The sequence below is a fragment of the Enterobacter soli ATCC BAA-2102 genome (assembly GCF_001654845.1).
In the GTDB taxonomy this organism is placed as follows: domain Bacteria; phylum Pseudomonadota; class Gammaproteobacteria; order Enterobacterales; family Enterobacteriaceae; genus Enterobacter; species Enterobacter soli.
The window spans coordinates 13,668-29,005 of record NZ_LXES01000001.1 but is presented as its reverse complement, the minus strand read 5'-3'; the positions used below and the strand labels follow the sequence as shown (position 1 = coordinate 29,005).

At 51.8% G+C, this 15,338-nt stretch carries 18 protein-coding genes and 1 other RNA gene; 12 read left to right on the top strand and 7 right to left on the bottom strand.

Annotated features, from left to right (window positions below):
* Window positions 1-44: 44 nt before the first annotated feature.
* On the top strand, window positions 45-587 hold the full coding sequence (locus M987_RS00165) for a hypothetical protein (protein ID WP_014071420.1): 543 nt from the start codon (window positions 45-47) through the stop codon (window positions 585-587).
* A gap of 319 nt (window positions 588-906) precedes the next feature.
* Window positions 907-1,410 carry a hypothetical protein gene (locus M987_RS00160; protein ID WP_014071419.1) on the top strand — a complete coding sequence of 168 codons (504 nt, stop codon included), beginning with the start codon at window positions 907-909 and terminating at the stop codon, window positions 1,408-1,410.
* A gap of 330 nt (window positions 1,411-1,740) precedes the next feature.
* On the opposite strand, the gene ssrA is transcribed toward M987_RS00160, so the two are convergent.
* Together ssrA and smpB are read right to left on the bottom strand one after the other, a co-directional pair.
* Window positions 1,741-2,103: a transfer-messenger RNA gene (gene ssrA, locus M987_RS00155) on the bottom strand.
* A gap of 90 nt (window positions 2,104-2,193) precedes the next feature.
* Window positions 2,194-2,676, bottom strand: coding sequence for an SsrA-binding protein SmpB (gene smpB / locus M987_RS00150; protein ID WP_014071418.1), 483 nt, complete (start codon window positions 2,674-2,676; stop codon window positions 2,194-2,196).
* A 156-nt stretch (window positions 2,677-2,832) separates the two neighbouring features.
* Between smpB and M987_RS00145 the strand changes: the two genes are divergently transcribed.
* Window positions 2,833-3,270: a type II toxin-antitoxin system RatA family toxin gene (locus M987_RS00145; RefSeq protein WP_041162109.1), complete on the top strand. Its 438-nt coding sequence runs from the start codon at window positions 2,833-2,835 to the stop codon at window positions 3,268-3,270.
* Window positions 3,260-3,547: an RnfH family protein gene (locus M987_RS00140; RefSeq protein WP_014071416.1), complete on the top strand. Its 288-nt coding sequence runs from the start codon at window positions 3,260-3,262 to the stop codon at window positions 3,545-3,547. The genes M987_RS00145 and M987_RS00140 overlap by 11 nt, the downstream gene beginning before the upstream one ends.
* Before the next feature lie 94 nt (window positions 3,548-3,641).
* Here M987_RS00140 and bamE read toward each other — a convergent pair whose 3' ends face one another.
* From bamE to nadK, 3 genes are all read right to left on the bottom strand, one after another.
* Entirely contained in the window at window positions 3,642-3,980 is a 339-nt protein-coding gene (bamE, locus tag M987_RS00135) for an outer membrane protein assembly factor BamE (RefSeq protein WP_014071415.1), read from the bottom strand.
* A 138-nt stretch (window positions 3,981-4,118) separates the two neighbouring features.
* Entirely contained in the window at window positions 4,119-5,780 is a 1,662-nt protein-coding gene (gene recN / locus M987_RS00130; RefSeq protein ID WP_014071414.1) for a DNA repair protein RecN, read from the bottom strand.
* 85 nt (window positions 5,781-5,865) lie between these two features.
* Window positions 5,866-6,744, bottom strand: a complete 879-nt coding sequence (gene nadK / locus M987_RS00125) for an NAD(+) kinase (protein WP_041162108.1) — start codon at window positions 6,742-6,744, stop codon at window positions 5,866-5,868.
* A 122-nt stretch (window positions 6,745-6,866) separates the two neighbouring features.
* Between nadK and grpE the strand changes: the two genes are divergently transcribed.
* Window positions 6,867-7,460: a nucleotide exchange factor GrpE gene (gene grpE / locus M987_RS00115; protein ID WP_014071413.1), complete on the top strand. Its 594-nt coding sequence runs from the start codon at window positions 6,867-6,869 to the stop codon at window positions 7,458-7,460.
* Between the two features lie 54 nt (window positions 7,461-7,514).
* On the opposite strand, the gene M987_RS00110 is transcribed toward grpE, so the two are convergent.
* Together M987_RS00110 and M987_RS00105 are read right to left on the bottom strand one after the other, a co-directional pair.
* A complete protein-coding gene (locus tag M987_RS00110) occupies window positions 7,515-8,801 on the bottom strand; it encodes an HlyC/CorC family transporter (RefSeq protein WP_041162107.1) in 1,287 nt (428 codons plus the stop codon).
* Window positions 8,802-8,819: 18 nt separating this feature from the next.
* A complete protein-coding gene (locus tag M987_RS00105; RefSeq protein WP_003863130.1) occupies window positions 8,820-9,611 on the bottom strand; it encodes a cytochrome C assembly family protein in 792 nt (263 codons plus the stop codon).
* 166 nt (window positions 9,612-9,777) lie between these two features.
* Between M987_RS00105 and ffh the strand changes: the two genes are divergently transcribed.
* The 7 genes from ffh (at window position 9,778) to M987_RS00070 (ending at window position 15,335) form a co-directional block, all read left to right on the top strand.
* Window positions 9,778-11,139 (top strand): signal recognition particle protein, encoded by a 1,362-nt coding sequence (ffh, locus tag M987_RS00100; RefSeq protein WP_014071410.1) that lies wholly within the window; start codon window positions 9,778-9,780, stop codon window positions 11,137-11,139.
* A gap of 249 nt (window positions 11,140-11,388) precedes the next feature.
* A complete protein-coding gene (gene rpsP / locus M987_RS00095; RefSeq protein WP_003863133.1) occupies window positions 11,389-11,637 on the top strand; it encodes a 30S ribosomal protein S16 in 249 nt (82 codons plus the stop codon).
* 18 nt (window positions 11,638-11,655) lie between these two features.
* On the top strand, window positions 11,656-12,201 hold the full coding sequence (rimM, locus tag M987_RS00090) for a ribosome maturation factor RimM (RefSeq protein ID WP_014071409.1): 546 nt from the start codon (window positions 11,656-11,658) through the stop codon (window positions 12,199-12,201).
* Between the two features lie 30 nt (window positions 12,202-12,231).
* Window positions 12,232-12,999 (top strand): tRNA (guanosine(37)-N1)-methyltransferase TrmD, encoded by a 768-nt coding sequence (gene trmD, locus M987_RS00085; RefSeq protein WP_014071408.1) that lies wholly within the window; start codon window positions 12,232-12,234, stop codon window positions 12,997-12,999.
* A 41-nt stretch (window positions 13,000-13,040) separates the two neighbouring features.
* Window positions 13,041-13,388 carry a 50S ribosomal protein L19 gene (rplS, locus tag M987_RS00080; RefSeq protein WP_002914145.1) on the top strand — a complete coding sequence of 116 codons (348 nt, stop codon included), beginning with the start codon at window positions 13,041-13,043 and terminating at the stop codon, window positions 13,386-13,388.
* Between the two features lie 132 nt (window positions 13,389-13,520).
* Complete coding sequence (locus tag M987_RS00075) at window positions 13,521-13,907, top strand: DUF2946 domain-containing protein (RefSeq protein ID WP_014071407.1); 387 nt, start codon at window positions 13,521-13,523, stop codon at window positions 13,905-13,907.
* A 57-nt stretch (window positions 13,908-13,964) separates the two neighbouring features.
* A complete protein-coding gene (locus M987_RS00070; RefSeq protein WP_014071406.1) occupies window positions 13,965-15,335 on the top strand; it encodes a PepSY-associated TM helix domain-containing protein in 1,371 nt (456 codons plus the stop codon).
* The last annotated feature ends 3 nt before the right edge of the window (window positions 15,336-15,338 follow it).

Below are 15,338 nucleotides of genomic sequence, written 5' to 3'. Positions count from 1 at the left end.
AAGTTCTTTGAAATGTAAAACATTTACTGGTTAAGAGCCTAATCATGAACGCTAAATATGAGAGCAAAATCAAACCAGATATACGTCATTTTTTATGCGGGGCGGTATGTATCGCGGCATTCACTTGTCAGGCAGATGACATAAATCTTTATTCGATAAACACAGGATCTTATGTTTACCATTTGACGCATAATCATGGGCAATATACAGAACATTTTGACAACAAGTTTATATCGGTAGAACGAAAATTTTCAGAACAATCAGATTATAGTTATATTCTTGGTACTATGAATAATAGCTTTAATGACAGATGCTTAGCGGCTGGTGTCAGAAAAGATTGGGCGAATCTTGGCGATGGACTGGTTTTTAAGGGGATATACGGGTATGTAGGTGAGTTTTTCTTTGATGCCTTTAGCGATTGTGGTGACCATGGTTCTTATCATGATTTCAAAAAAGTGACAGGGGTGGGTTTCTCTCCTTATATTTATCATGGGTTCCAGTATAATTTCACATCATACTTTGGTATGGATGTTGGTTTGATAATACCCTCGGTGTTTGTTATTACTGTACAGTGGAGCTTTAGATGAAATTTTTAGAAAATGCTCTCAGCAGGATGCTTGTTTGGCATAAAATGATGATGTCTTCTAAAAGCGCCGATTCCCCCGCATAACTCCCTCTCGATTCAGAAGGGAGATAACCTACTGATTCACCTCAGTGGAAGTCTCGTTCTGATACTATTCTGATCATTACATCAGCCTGTAGGACTGCCGCGTAGTAATTTCGTTACTTGATGTCATGCTAAATGTCAGGTTAATCGTTTTATGTCGACGAAGGAATTTTCCACTGACAGCTACAATCGTTATATGATTCATCTCTGATGCCAATTATTTTCTCAATAGGAATCCGATGTTTTCGCTTATAACTAAATTCTTCTCAAAAGCTGAAGCAAATAGCACTGTAAGTGATTCAGGCTTCCTTGATTATGACAAATTGATTCTGCTTGATGCTGAGCGCCTTGCGGAGCAGGGTATCGCTGACGCTTATCAACTACTACTGCCTACACTCAGGGAGCATGTCGCTCGACCCGCTGAAGTACGTGAGATTCTGGATGCTGATTTGCCAGCCTATACAATTCAGTGCAATGGAGAGGAGTATATTGTCTATTCCGCTGCGGATCCTGGTACGGAAGTGCAAAGCTGGGGACGGGCAACATTTTTCCTTTTTCTTATTGTTAATGAACAGCTTAAAGGTGCCGATATACAGTTTTATGCAGTAGATGGAGGCAACAATTTAGCAGGGATTTTTCTTTCTCAAGAGCAAGCCCTGCTGGCACAAGCCGCGATAAAGAGCAGGACTGACTGGCCGTATATTCCAGAAATGAATGAGCCATGGTATGGCCAATATCATTGATTTGCAGATTTCATGATGCCAATTCTTCCTACAAAAATTTTCGGGGTTTAACCGTTCTCTTTGGCGCAGCAGAATTATCAATAAGAAAAAGACCGGCTGCAGCCAGTCGATGTAGGTTATGTCACTGCGGTTTCGTCGCACTTCGGAAGCCAGTCGCCGCTGCTGTCTTCCTTGAGCGTCAGGTTGGTCTGTGTGCCCGTATACCAATAATCATAGAATTTAGGCGGATATTCTCGGACAACAACAGACACAAAAAAGCCCGCAGGGCTTGCGCCGTGCGGGCTCTTAGGACTTCATCGGTCGACTCTGGTAATCGCCGATGGAGAATTTTGGTGGAGCTGGCGGGAGTTGAACCCGCGTCCGAAATTTCTACATCCTCGGTACTACATGCTTAGTTTGTCTTTACATTCGCACGCCAGCTGCGGACAGACACGCCACTAACGAACTAGCCTGATTAGTTTTAGCACTTCAACCCCAGGCAGGGCATCCGCGCGATCTCTTTTGGGTTTGACCTCTCTTGATCCCCGTCTTAAGAGCGGAAGCTAGGGAGAGAGGGCTCTTAGCAGGTTATTAAGCTGCTAAAGCGTAGTTTTCGTCGTTTGCGACTATTTTTTTGCGGCTTTTTACGAGGCAAACCGCCCCTCGGCATGCACCTTGGGTTTCGCAAATCCCGTCGAATCCAGAATCAGCCCCAATAGTGTTGAACTGAGTATACCAGATTTCACTTCCTGGATACCAGCCCGGAACGCTAACTTATTGAATCGCTCAATAAGTATCCTGAAATTAACGACCTGCGTGCTTCATGATACGTGCTTTATCGACCTGCCATTCGCGATCTTTAGCATCGTTACGTTTGTCGTGCTGCTTCTTACCTTTCGCGACGCCAATTTTCACTTTGCACCAGGCATTCTTCCAGTACAGAGACAGAGCCAGCACGGTATAACCTTCGCGATTAATGCGCCCGAAAAGGGAATCCAGCTCTCGCTTGTTCAGCAGCAGCTTACGGGTGCGGGTTGGATCGCATACATAGTGCGAAGAGGCGACTGTCAGCGGCGTAAAGTTTGCGCCAAACAAAAAGGCTTCGCCGTCTTTGAAGATCACATAGCTATCACCAATATTGGCTTTGCCGGCGCGCAGCGATTTTACTTCCCAGCCCTGCAATGCAAGGCCTGCTTCGAATTCTTCTTCGATGAAATACTCATGGCGAGCACGCTTGTTAAGTGCAATGGTCGCCGAACCTGGTTTATGTGCTTTTTTCTTCGTCATAGGTGTCGTAAAGCCGTCGGTAATCTGATTTCAAAAAGTCACCTCATTGCGTCCTGTGAGGTCTAACGCGCTATATTAGCACGAGATGAGGCTTAGCGTTTTTTTAACAGGTGATAAATGTTATTATTTGTCCGTTGTGTGACCATGGAAAATGCTATGCCTCAGATTAGCCGTACTGCGCTTGTCCCCTTCAGCGTGGAACAAATGTATCAGTTAGTGAACGATGTTCAGTCTTATCCGCAGTTTATTCCGGGATGTACCGGTAGCCGGGTACTGGAATCTGGCCCGACGCAGATGACTGCGGCCGTGGATGTCTCGAAAGCGGGGATCAGTAAGACGTTCACGACCCGCAATACGCTGACCGATAATCAGAGTATTTTGATGCATCTGGTCGATGGCCCGTTCAAAACCCTGATGGGGGGCTGGAAGTTTACGCCATTGAGCGCTGACGCCTGCCGCATTGAATTCCATCTCGATTTTGAATTTACCAATAAGCTGATAGAGCTGGCGTTTGGCCGTATCTTCAAAGAGCTGGCCTCAAACATGGTTCAGGCGTTCACCTCGCGGGCCAAAGAGGTCTACAGTGTCGCATAAGATTGCTGTAGAAGTGGTGTACGCGCTGCCGGAAAAACAGTATCTGCAACGCGTTACGCTTGAAGAGAATGCAACGGTTGAGGACGCCATTCGTGCCTCGGGGTTGCTTGAGCTTCGCAGTGATATCGATCTGGCAAAAAACAAAGTCGGTATCTACAGCCGCCCGGTAAAACTGGGGGATGTGCTGAAAGAGGGCGACAGGGTGGAGATTTATCGACCGCTGATTGCCGACCCGAAAGAGCTGCGTCGCCAGCGTGCGGAGAAATCGGGTAAGTAGTTTTGTTCCCCTCGCCCCTCTCCCCAGAGGGGCGAGGGGATAAAAGAAAACAAAAAAGGTGCTCATTGAGCACCTTTTTGCATTTCTGACCTGATTATTTGGTCAGAGCAGGTTTGTTGTCGATGTTAGTCAACACGCCGCTGCTGTTGAAGGTCAGCGTCAGGGTCTGCTGGGTCACATCTTCATGACCAGGCTGCTGACGGAATACATAGAACCAGGTGTTTGTGCCGAACGGATCGGACATCATCGGGGTTCCCAGTGCATAAGCGACCTGCTGTTGTGTCATCCCTACACGGATTTTGGACACATCGTTAGGGGTAAGGTAGTTCCCCTGGTTGATGTCAGGACGGTAAACCACTTTCTCCAGAGTGGAACAGCCTGCGGTCAACATCAGAAGAACCGCTGCGGCAGCGGTCAGCGTTTTACAGCGCATAGTGATTTGATTCCTTTTCGGGCCCGAGCAGTACGCGGCTCATATGTAATATGCCGATGATAATAGACCTTGCCCCACTTTGAAACTGGTCTGGCGGCGTTTTTGTTGTTCTCTATGACTCTGAGATCCCGAAAAAGTTTAGGCAGCCAGCAGTTCTTTCGCGTTCGCGAGGGTGTTGCGCGTCACTTCACTTCCCCCCAGCAGGCGCGCCAGCTCCTGTAAACGCGAGCGCTTATCTAAAGGCTTCATGTGCGTTTCGGTCATTTCGCCATCAGTTTCTTTGCTGACGATAAAGTGGTGATGACCACAGCCAGCCACCTGCGGCAGGTGGGTGACACACATTACCTGAGTGGATTCACCCAACTGGCGCAGCAGTTTGCCTACCACGGCCGCCGTTGGGCCGCTGATCCCCACATCCACTTCATCGAAAATGAGCGCCGGGGTTTCCATTTTACGTGCGGTAATCACCTGGATGGAGAGGGCGATACGGGACAGCTCACCGCCAGACGCCACCTTAGAAATGGCCTGTAAGGGCTGACCAGGGTTTGTGGTCACCCGGAATTCGATACGGTCCGCACCTTCAGCCGTCAGGGTGTTTTCTTCAAAGCGAACATCAATCGTGAACACACCGTGCGGCATTGCCAGCGTGTGCATACTCTCGGTGATGTGCTGGCTTAGTTCCTGCGCATAGTGCTGACGGATGTCGTGCAGCTGTTTTGCCGTCGCCAGCGCCTGCTGATGATGCAGATTCACCGCCAGCGTTAAGGTTTCTTGCGAGTCGGCCTGGTCGTCGAGCTGCTGCTGTTCATCCAGCAGGCTCTGATAAAAGGTTGGCAGCTCTTCCGGTGATACATGATGTTTACGCGCCAGAGAAATCTGGCGAGAGATGCGTTGCTCTAGCTCAAACAGGCGATTAGGGTCGAGATCCAGGCGCTCACAATAGTGGCGCAGTTCATCGCCCGCCTCAGAAATCTGGATGGCGGCCTCTTCCAGCATATCCAGCACGCCAGAGAGTTTGCTGTCCATGCCAGCCAGCTCGGTGACTAACTGGCGTACGTTATACAGCTGGCTTTGCAGGTTAACGTCTTCGCCATCCGCCAGCAGGTTCAGGGCATTTTGGCTGGTTGAGAGCAAATGGCCGCTGTTGGCCAGACGCTTGTACTCTTCGTCGATTTGCTCGAATTCCCCTGGCTGCGGGTTAAATTCGTTCAGCTCTTTTAGCTGATAATCAAGCAGCTCAGCACGTGCGGCACGCTCCTGACTCAGTTGCTGGTGCTGAGCAAGCTCACGGCAGCTCTGGTGCCACTGGCGGTAGTGTTCTGCCATCAGTTGAGTAAGTGCATACTCACCCGCATAGCCGTCGAGCAGGGCTTTTTGCTGCTCGGGCTTAACAAGCTGTTGGTGAGCGTGCTGGCCGTGGATCTGAATCAGTAACTGGCCAAGCTCGCGAAGCTGGGAAAGTGGTACGGCCGTGCCATTGATGAAGCCACGAGAGCGGCCATCACTGCTGATCACACGGCGAAGTAAACACTCACGTCCATCTTCAAGCTGGTTCTGTTCCAGCCAGCGCTGAGCGGCGGGGGTATCTTTCAGTGAAAAGCGGGCGCAGAGATCGGCGCGGTTTGCGCCAGTGCGCACCATGTCGCCTTCTGCACGCCCGCCCAGGCACAAGCCGAGAGCATCAATGGCAATGGATTTACCTGCACCGGTTTCCCCGGTGATAGCCGTCATGCCACTGTGGAAGTCGATTTCAAGTTCACGAACAATGGCGAAGTTGCTGATGGTCAGTTGTGCCAGCATAATTGTTTTCCTGTATGAAAAACCATAACTGTGTTTTCATACAGTATAAACTGGTTTTATATACAGTAAAGTGCTGGATGCAAAATCAGAACAATTTTTTTGACCAGCCGAGTTTGGAACTTAATGTATTGAAATAGCTGTAATCTTTCGGGTGGATCAGATTCAGGTGGTAATCGCAGCGACGGATTAACACGTCTTCACCTTCCTGTATAGGCAGCGCGATTTGGCTGTCACAGCTGATCTCCAGGTCATTGCGGCGGTGAGAAAAACGCAGGCGAATAGTGCTGCTGCCGTTGATGACCAGCGGACGCGCAGAAAGCGTATGCGGGAACATGGGCACCAGCGTGATCGCATCCAGTGACGGTGTTAAAATCGGGCCGCCCGCAGAAAGCGAGTAGGCGGTGGAACCCGTCGGCGTTGAGATAATCAGCCCATCCGAACGCTGCGAGAACGCAAAGATCTCATCAATATAAACTTCGAATTCAATCATATGCGCCACCTTGCCGGGGTGGAGAACGACTTCGTTAATGGCGGTACTGATGCGTTTCTGGCAGTCCTGCTGGCACACTTGTGCCTCAAGCAGGAAGCGTTTCTCACTGATATAGTGGCCTTCCAGAACATCGGCAAGCTGTTGCTGGGCGTTGTCCGGGTCGAGATCGGTCAGAAAACCGAGGTTGCCACGGTTAATGCCGATAACTTTGATATCGTAGCGCGCCAGGGTGCGGGCTGCGCCCAGCATGTTGCCGTCGCCGCCGACCACGACGGCGAGATCCGCCTGCTGGCCTATTTCTGCCAGCGTACCGGTTCTGACGCTCTTGAGCTGTAGCTCCTGCGCAATTTGCTGTTCGACCATCACGTCATAGCCTTTGGCGCACAGCCAGCGATACAACATTTCATGTGTCGTCAATGCGGTAGGGTGACGCGGATGCCCGACGATCCCAATACACTTGAAATGATTATTCATTTTCTGGAGGTCCTTGTGCCTAATGAATGATGACAATCTGTCTTGTTCCCTTGAATCCCGGAAACTGATCCCCATAATAAGCGAAGTTAGCGAGATGAATGCAGAAAAACGCGGAGAAATTCATGAGTAGTAAAGAACAGAAAACGCCTGAGGGGCAAGCCCCGGAAGAAATTATCACGGAACAGCATGATGAAGTTGAGGCCGTAGAGTCAGAAGCTTCTGCTGAGCAGGTGGACCCGCGCGATGAGAAAATTGCGAATCTGGAAGCCCAGGTCGCAGAAGCACAGAATCGCGAACGCGATGGTGTGTTACGCATCAAAGCGGAGATGGAAAACCTGCGTCGCCGTACCGAGCTGGACGTTGAAAAGGCGCATAAGTTTGCGCTGGAGAAGTTCGTCAACGAACTGCTGCCGGTTATCGATAGCCTGGATCGCGCGCTGGAAGTGGCTGATAAAGCTAACCCGGACAACGCCGCCATGATTGAAGGTATCGAGCTGACGCTGAAATCCATGCTGGATGTGGTACGCAAGTTTGGTGTTGAAGTGGTTGCTGATACCAACGTGCCGCTGGATCCGAACGTTCATCAGGCGATTGCTATGGTGGAATCTGAAGACGTTGAAGCCGGTAAAGTGCTGGGCGTGATGCAGAAAGGTTACACCCTGAACGGCCGTACCATTCGTGCCGCTATGGTGACCGTGGCGAAAGCGAAAGCGTAATTTGCCGCTCCGTAGTGCCGGGTGGCGGCTTCGCCTTACACCCGGCCTACAACATTACTCAGCGATACTTTCGCGCAGTGGTTTCACAGGCAGGATTTTCACCTGCTTAATCATATTGTCCTGCACGTCCAGGATATCAATATCGTATTGCTCAATGCGTACCCGCGTGCCTGCCGCAGGGATCTCTTCCAGTGCTTCCAGAATCATTCCATTCATCGTGCGGGCTTCGTCTTCTGGCAGGTGCCAGTTAAAGGCTTTATTCAGCTCACGGATGTTGGCGCTGCCGTCAATCAGCACTGAACCGTCGTTCTGCGGAGTCACTTCCTCTGCCAGCGATGGTGACATTGAGGTGGTAAAGTCCCCGACAATCTCTTCGAGAATATCCTCTACCGTCACCAGCCCCTGAATATCACCATATTCATCGACAACCAGCCCGACTTTCTTCTTATTGCGCTGGAATTTCACCAGCTGAGTGCTGAGCGGCGTGCCTTCCGGCACATAGTAAATTTCGTCAGCAGCGCGCAGCAGTATCTCTTTGGTGAACTCTTTTTTCTCGGTCATCAGGCGGTAAGCTTCGCGTACACGCAGCATACTGATGGCATCGTCCAGCGAATCGCGGTACAGCACGATACGCCCGTGCGGCGAGTGCGTAAGCTGGCGGACGATCGCTTTCCAGTCGTCATTGATATCGATACCAACGATTTCGTTGCGAGGCACCATGATGTCGTCAACGCTGACCTTCTCCAGATCCAGCACCGACAGCAGCATGTCCTGGTTGCGGCGGGAAATTTGCGAACGGGATTCGTTCACGATGGTGCGTAGTTCATCTTTGCTGAGTGCGCTGCTAATGGTGACGTCTGCTTTGATGCCGACCATGCGCATCAGAACACGCGTCACCATATTCAGCAGCCAGACCAGCGGCATCATCAGGATCAGTAACGGGGCCAGCAGGAAGCTGCTCGGGTAGGCGACTTTCTCCGGGTAAAGCGCGGCGATGGTTTTTGGCAGAACTTCGGCAAATACCAGCACCACAAATGTCAGCACACCGGTGGCAATGGCAACACCGGCATTACCGTACAGGCGCATCCCGACGATAGTCCCCAGTGCCGAGGCGAGGATATTGACCAGGTTGTTACCGATGAGGACCAGGCTAATCAGGCGGTCCGGCTTACGCAGCAGCTTTTCTACACGACGTGCGGCGCGGTTACCTTGTTTAGCGCGGTGACGCAGCCGATAGCGGTTCAGCGTCATCATGCCGGTTTCCGAGCCCGAGAAATAGGCAGATATGACCACCATGATGATCAGCGTGACGATCAGCGTGGTGGTAGAGATGTGTTCCAGGGGGAACTCCTTTGTTACTTAGCCAGCAAATTGCTGTATGAAGCGGCTACCGAAATAGGCAAGAGTAAGAATGCCCGCACCCGCAACGTTGAACCAGACCACGCGGCGACCGCGCCAGCCCTCATGATAATGGCCCCATAACAGGACAATATAGACAAACCACGCAATGATGGAGAGGACGGCTTTATCGATATTCTCCACGCTGAACAGGTTTTTCATATAAAACAGGCCAGTACAGAGCGTAAGTGTTAACAGCACAACCCCGACCTGGGTGATGTGGAACATTTTACGTTCGATGACCATCAGTGGCGGCATTTCATGGTTAAAGGCCAGCTTTTTGTTTTTCAGCTGGTAGTCAATCCAGGCCAGCTGCATCGCGTACAACGCGGCAATAATGAGCGTGGCATACGCGAACAGCGACAAGCCAATATGCACCAGCATTCCCGGCGTGGCTTCCAGATGGGTAATGAACTCATTTGGCATAAAGGTGGCTAAAGCCAGATTGATCAGCGCAAAGGCATAGACAATCGGCAGCAGCAGCCAGCCACGGTTTTTGGATGCCACGATGGTCATCACCGTGCAGATCATCAGGCTGACCAGCGAGCCGACGTTAAGCACGCTGAGGTTTTGCACGCTACCGTCGCCGGGAATTATGCGCGATTCCAGCGCAAAAGCGTGGCTTATCAGTGCGATGACCGCCGAAAGAATAGCCATACGCCGCCAGCCGCTGTTTTTTTGCAGCAGGCCAGGAATGATCAGCGCGAGGCTGACAGAGTAGGCAACAAGGGCGATCAGTGCGAAAACAGGCATATAGGCGTCGACAGTCGTCTTAATAAGAAAGAGAAGCAGTATAACGTTACGTGACGCGTGCTCCAACCGTTGCATAACAACAAAGCCGCCTTCATGTTATACTCCGGCAAAATTCTGTGTATGTGTCGCTAATGCGACCCAACGTTTCTACCTCAGGCGAGAGACAATGTTTGATAATTTAACCGATCGTTTGTCGCGCACGCTGCGCAACATCAGCGGCCGTGGACGCCTCACCGAAGAAAATATTAAGGAAACGCTGCGCGAAGTGCGTATGGCGCTGCTCGAAGCAGACGTTGCGTTGCCTGTCGTGCGTGATTTCATCAACCGTGTTAAAGAAAAAGCGGTTGGCCACGAAGTTAACAAGAGCCTGACCCCGGGTCAGGAATTCGTCAAAATCGTTCGTACCGAACTGGTTTCGGCGATGGGCGAAGAGAACCAGGTGCTTAACCTGGCGGCTCAGCCACCGGCAGTGGTGCTGATGGCCGGCCTGCAAGGTGCGGGTAAAACCACAAGCGTGGGTAAGCTGGGTAAATTCCTGCGCGAGAAGCACAAGAAAAAAGTGCTGGTTGTTTCTGCGGACGTTTACCGTCCGGCGGCAATCAAACAGCTGGAAACCCTGGCAGAGCAGGTTGGCGTGGATTTCTTCCCGTCTGACGTTGCCCAGAAACCTGTCGACATCGTTAATGCTGCGCTGAAAGAAGCGAAGCTGAAATTCTACGACGTGCTGCTGGTGGATACCGCCGGTCGTCTGCACGTTGACGAAGCGATGATGGACGAAATCAAGCAGGTTCATGCTTCTATCAACCCGGTAGAAACCCTGTTTGTTGTCGATGCCATGACCGGCCAGGATGCGGCGAATACTGCAAAAGCCTTTAACGAAGCCCTGCCGTTAACCGGCGTGGTGCTGACCAAAGTGGACGGTGATGCGCGTGGTGGTGCGGCGCTTTCGATTCGCCATATCACCGGTAAGCCAATTAAGTTCCTCGGCGTGGGTGAGAAAACCGAAGCCCTGGAGCCGTTCCACCCGGACCGTATTGCTTCTCGTATTCTCGGCATGGGCGACGTGCTGTCGCTTATCGAAGATATCGAAAGCAAAGTTGACCGCGCGCAGGCCGAGAAACTGGCCAGCAAGCTGAAAAAAGGCGACGGTTTCGATCTGACAGACTTCCTTGAGCAGCTGCGTCAGATGAAAAACATGGGCGGCATGGCGAGCCTGATGGGCAAACTACCGGGGATGGGCCAGATCCCTGACAACGTAAAAGCGCAGATGGATGACAAAGTGCTGGTGCGTATGGAGGCCATCATCAACTCGATGACCCTCAAAGAGCGCGCTAACCCGGACATCATCAAAGGTTCCCGTAAACGCCGTATCGCAGCCGGTTGCGGGATGCAGGTACAGGACGTTAACCGTCTTCTGAAACAGTTCGACGACATGCAGCGCATGATGAAGAAAATGAAGAAGGGCGGCATGGCGAAGATGATGCGTGGCATGAAAGGGATGATGCCCCCAGGATTCCCAGGCCGCTAAGCGGCCTGGCTTGTTTGCCATTTCGGCACCGGGGTGTGCTCGCCATCCTCACGTACTACGTGTACGTTTCGGTGGCTGCGCGCACGCCGGCACCGAACTGACTGCACCGCCGACGGCCTTTTCTGGCAGACTTCGCAACTGCTGATTGCATTTTCCCCAGAAATCAGTAAAATTTTCGGGCTTTTAATATGACACCCGGGCTCCGTTCCTCGATGGGGCCCGGTTGTTTTATTCACACAAGAGGATGTTATGGTAACTATTCGTTTAGCACGTCACGGCGCTAAAAAGCGTCCGTTCTACCAGGTTGTTGTTACTGACAGCCGTAATGCACGCAACGGTCGCTTCATCGAGCGCGTTGGTTTCTTCAACCCACTGGCCGCTGGCGCAGAAGAAGAAACTCGTCTGGATCTGGATCGTATCGCTCACTGGGTTGGCCAGGGCGCTACTGTTTCCGATCGCGTTGCTACGCTGATCAAAGCAGCAAACAAAGCAGCTTAATCTGTCACGGTGGTCATGATGAGCAAGCAACACGTCGCACCAGTACCTGTTGAACCGATCGTATTGGGGAAAATGGGTTCTACTTACGGTATCCGTGGTTGGCTCAGAGTGTTTTCCTCCACCGAAGACGCCGAAAGCATTTTTGATTACCAGCCCTGGTTTATCCAGAAAGGCGGTAAGTGGGAAGAGGTCGAGCTGGAAAGCTGGCGTCACCACAATCAGGACATCGTTATCAAGCTGAAAGGCGTTGACGATCGCGATGCCGCGAATCTGCTGACTAATTGTGAAATTGTCGTTGATTCGTCGCAGTTGCCGAAGCTGGATGATGGCTACTACTGGAAAGACCTTATTGGTTGCCAGGTAGTGACCACTGAAGGTTATGGTCTTGGTAAAGTCATTGATATGATGGAAACCGGATCAAATGACGTTCTCGTCATCAAGGCAAACCTGAAAGATGCGTTTGGCATCAAGGAGCGGTTGGTTCCGTTCCTCGATGGGCAGGTTATCAAGAAAGTCGATCTCGCTACTCAGACCATTGAAGTAGATTGGGATCCTGGTTTTTAAATTCTCCTGAAAACGGTAAAAGACGGCGCTATGTGGATTGGCATAATTAGCCTGTTTCCTGAAATGTTCCGCGCGATTACCGATTATGGGGTAACTGGCCGGGCAGTAAAAAATGGCCTGCTGAGCATCGAGAGCTGGAGTCCACGTGATTTCGCTCATGACCGGCACCGTACCGTGGATGAACGTCCTTACGGCGGCGGACCGGGGATGCTAATGATGGTGCAACCTTTGCGGGATGCCATCTCAGCAGCAAGAGCCGCGGCAGGTGAAGGCGCAAAGGTGATTTATCTGTCACCTCAGGGACGCAAGCTTGATCAAGCGGGCGTGAGCGAACTGGCAACGAATCAAAAGCTGATTCTGGTGTGCGGTCGCTACGAAGGGATAGATGAGCGCGTAATTCAAACCGAGATTGACGAAGAATGGTCTATCGGCGATTACGTACTCAGCGGTGGTGAGTTACCAGCAATGACGCTGATTGACTCAGTTTCCCGGTTCATTCCGGGCGTACTGGGCCATGAAGCATCAGCAACGGAAGATTCCTTTGCTGATGGATTGCTTGACTGCCCACACTATACTCGTCCTGAAGTGTTAGAAGGGATGGAAGTACCGGCAGTGTTACTGTCAGGAAACCATGCCGAGATACGTCGCTGGCGTCTGAAGCAGTCGCTGGGCCGAACCTGGCTTAGAAGACCTGAACTTCTGGAAAACCTGGCTCTGACTGAAGAGCAAGCAAAGTTGCTGGCCGAGTTCAAAACCGAACACGCGCACCAGCAGCATGAACATGATGGGATGGCCTGAGGCCCCCAAATATCAGTTTACCCAGGATAAGAGATTAAATTATGAGCAACATTATTAAGCAACTTGAACAAGAGCAGATGAAGCAGGACGTACCTTCCTTCCGTCCGGGTGATACCGTGGAAGTGAAAGTATGGGTTGTTGAAGGTTCCAAAAAACGTCTGCAGGCATTCGAGGGCGTGGTTATCGCTATTCGTAACCGCGGTCTGCACTCTGCATTCACTGTTCGTAAAATTTCCAACGGCGAAGGCGTTGAGCGTGTCTTCCAGACTCACTCTCCGGTAGTTGACAGCATTGCTGTTAAACGTCGTGGTGCTGTACGTAAAGCTAAACTGTACTACCTGCGTGAGCGTACTGGTAAGTCAGCTCGTATTAAAGAGCGTCTGAACTAAGATTCGCTTAAGCGACATCCTGTTAAAAAGGGCTGGCCGAAAGGCTGGCCCTTTTTTTATCTCATCGCATCTCACGCGTTAACCCTTTCGTCATAAATCATTTACAATGCTTGCCTCTTCCGTGGAGGCTAAGTGGATAACGTACTGCATCAGCATAACTGGAAACGCGCAGCGGCATTGACCGCGCTGTTTGCGATCCTGCTGATCGTGGTAGCGCCGCTTATCTCCGTCTCGCTGCAAAAAGATCCCATGAGTGCGATGCCGGGAATGCATCATGACATGAGCATGATGTCGATGGATGAGCATCATGGCGAGATGCAGCACTCCATGCCGGTCGATCATGCTGAAGCGTGCGGTTACTGCGTACTGTTAGCCCATGTCCCGGGCATGATGCTTGCGCTGATCGTCCTGCTCAGCGTGGTACTGCAAAGACTGCGGGTGAAGCCGCCTCGTCAGGCGGTCAGCCACTGGCACTTTTTCCCCTGGCTTTATCCTGATACCCGCGCGCCGCCGCGCTGATCTGCTTTTTACCTTTAAAAAAATATTCGATAACTTTTTGCCTTAAAAAGGAAAAGTATGACCACCTGCACTCCGCGCGCGGCATGGGGAAACCTGCTGCGTCGACTTCATTTCTATATTGGGCTGTTTGTCGGCCCGTTTATCTTCTTCGCTGCCCTGACCGGCACGCTGTATGTGGCAACGCCGCAGCTGGAAAATGCGTTATACCGGCACGCGCTTCATACGGATGCGGTGGGGGAACCGCAGCCCCTGGCAGAACAAATTGCCGTGGCAGAAAAAAACGTGGGACCGGAACTGAGGCTACATGCCGTTCGCCCTGGCCTGACAGAAGGTGAAACGACGCGTGTGATGTTCGCCGACCCTTCGCTTGGGCCATCAGAGAATCGGGCGATTTTTATCGATCCTGTAAGCCTTGAAGCGCGTGGCGATCTGACGGTATACGGCACCAGCGGAATTTTGCCGCTTCGTCAGACCATTGATTATCTGCATACCTCCCTGATGCTGGGAGATACCGGGCGGCTTTACAGCGAGCTGGCTGCTTCATGGATGTGGGTTGCCGCACTGGGGGGGATTGCTCTGTGGTTTTATACCCGGCCAAAGCGCCGCATCAATAATCGTTTCCAGAACCGTCGGCGCCTGCATGTTACGCTCGGCTGGATCTTGCTGGGCGGGATGTTGCTGTTCTCGGCAACCGGGCTGACCTGGTCGCAGTGGGCGGGGGGGAATGTCGATAAACTGCGTGCTGAAATGAACTGGCTCACTCCGCAGGTTAACACCCAGCTTTCAGGTGCGCCTCAGCAGATGGATGAGCACGCTGAACATCACGGTCATCATGGCGGAATGGTGATGCCTGAGATGGACATGGATCTGACGCAGTTTGACGGTGTGTTACATGTCGCCAGAAAGGCAGGAATCGATGCCAGTAAGCTGGAGATCCGCCCGGCCAAAGCAGCTAATCAAGCCTGGACGGTCACCGAAATCGATCGCAGCTGGCCGACTCAGGTAGATAGCGTGTCGGTTGATCCTCACTCTATGCAGGTACTGGACAGAACCCGGTTCGACGATTTCCCGCTCATGGCTAAACTGACGCGCTGGGGTGTGGATTTCCATATGGGGATTTTGTTTGGTCTGGCAAACCAGCTTTTGCTTATCGCTTTTGGTCTGGCGCTCTGCGTGATGATCCTTTGGGGATATCGCCTGTGGTGGATGCGTCGTCCTGCACAGTCGAACGCAAATCCGGTTCAGACACTCTGTCAGAGCTGGCTGGCGTTATCGCTTCCGGGAAGGTTAGTCACTGTGGTTTTGAGTGTACTGCTGGGGCTGGCGCTTCCGGTGATGGGAGGCAGTCTGGTGCTGTTTATTTTGTTTGACTGGCTGCGCTGGCGAGCGGCCATAGATGTGTCGCTCGCCGAATCATCCGTTAAATAACGT

Bases quoted from the DNA above. Each gene is read 5' to 3' on its own strand.
- M987_RS00165 (WP_014071420.1), top strand. From the start codon at position 45: ATGAACGCTAAATATGAGAGCAAAATCAAACCAGATATACGTCATTTT.
- M987_RS00160 (WP_014071419.1), top strand. From the start codon at position 907: ATGTTTTCGCTTATAACTAAATTCTTCTCAAAAGCTGAAGCAAATAGC.
- smpB (WP_014071418.1), bottom strand. From the start codon at position 2,676: ATGACGAAGAAAAAAGCACATAAACCAGGTTCGGCGACCATTGCACTT.
- M987_RS00145 (WP_041162109.1), top strand. From the start codon at position 2,833: ATGCCTCAGATTAGCCGTACTGCGCTTGTCCCCTTCAGCGTGGAACAA.
- bamE (WP_014071415.1), bottom strand. From the start codon at position 3,980: ATGCGCTGTAAAACGCTGACCGCTGCCGCAGCGGTTCTTCTGATGTTG.
- recN (WP_014071414.1), bottom strand. From the start codon at position 5,780: ATGCTGGCACAACTGACCATCAGCAACTTCGCCATTGTTCGTGAACTT.
- nadK (WP_041162108.1), bottom strand. From the start codon at position 6,744: ATGAATAATCATTTCAAGTGTATTGGGATCGTCGGGCATCCGCGTCAC.
- grpE (WP_014071413.1), top strand. From the start codon at position 6,867: ATGAGTAGTAAAGAACAGAAAACGCCTGAGGGGCAAGCCCCGGAAGAA.
- M987_RS00105 (WP_003863130.1), bottom strand. From the start codon at position 9,611: ATGCCTGTTTTCGCACTGATCGCCCTTGTTGCCTACTCTGTCAGCCTC.
- ffh (WP_014071410.1), top strand. From the start codon at position 9,778: ATGTTTGATAATTTAACCGATCGTTTGTCGCGCACGCTGCGCAACATC.
- rpsP (WP_003863133.1), top strand. From the start codon at position 11,389: ATGGTAACTATTCGTTTAGCACGTCACGGCGCTAAAAAGCGTCCGTTC.
- rimM (WP_014071409.1), top strand. From the start codon at position 11,656: ATGAGCAAGCAACACGTCGCACCAGTACCTGTTGAACCGATCGTATTG.
- trmD (WP_014071408.1), top strand. From the start codon at position 12,232: ATGTGGATTGGCATAATTAGCCTGTTTCCTGAAATGTTCCGCGCGATT.
- rplS (WP_002914145.1), top strand. From the start codon at position 13,041: ATGAGCAACATTATTAAGCAACTTGAACAAGAGCAGATGAAGCAGGAC.
- M987_RS00070 (WP_014071406.1), top strand. From the start codon at position 13,965: ATGACCACCTGCACTCCGCGCGCGGCATGGGGAAACCTGCTGCGTCGA.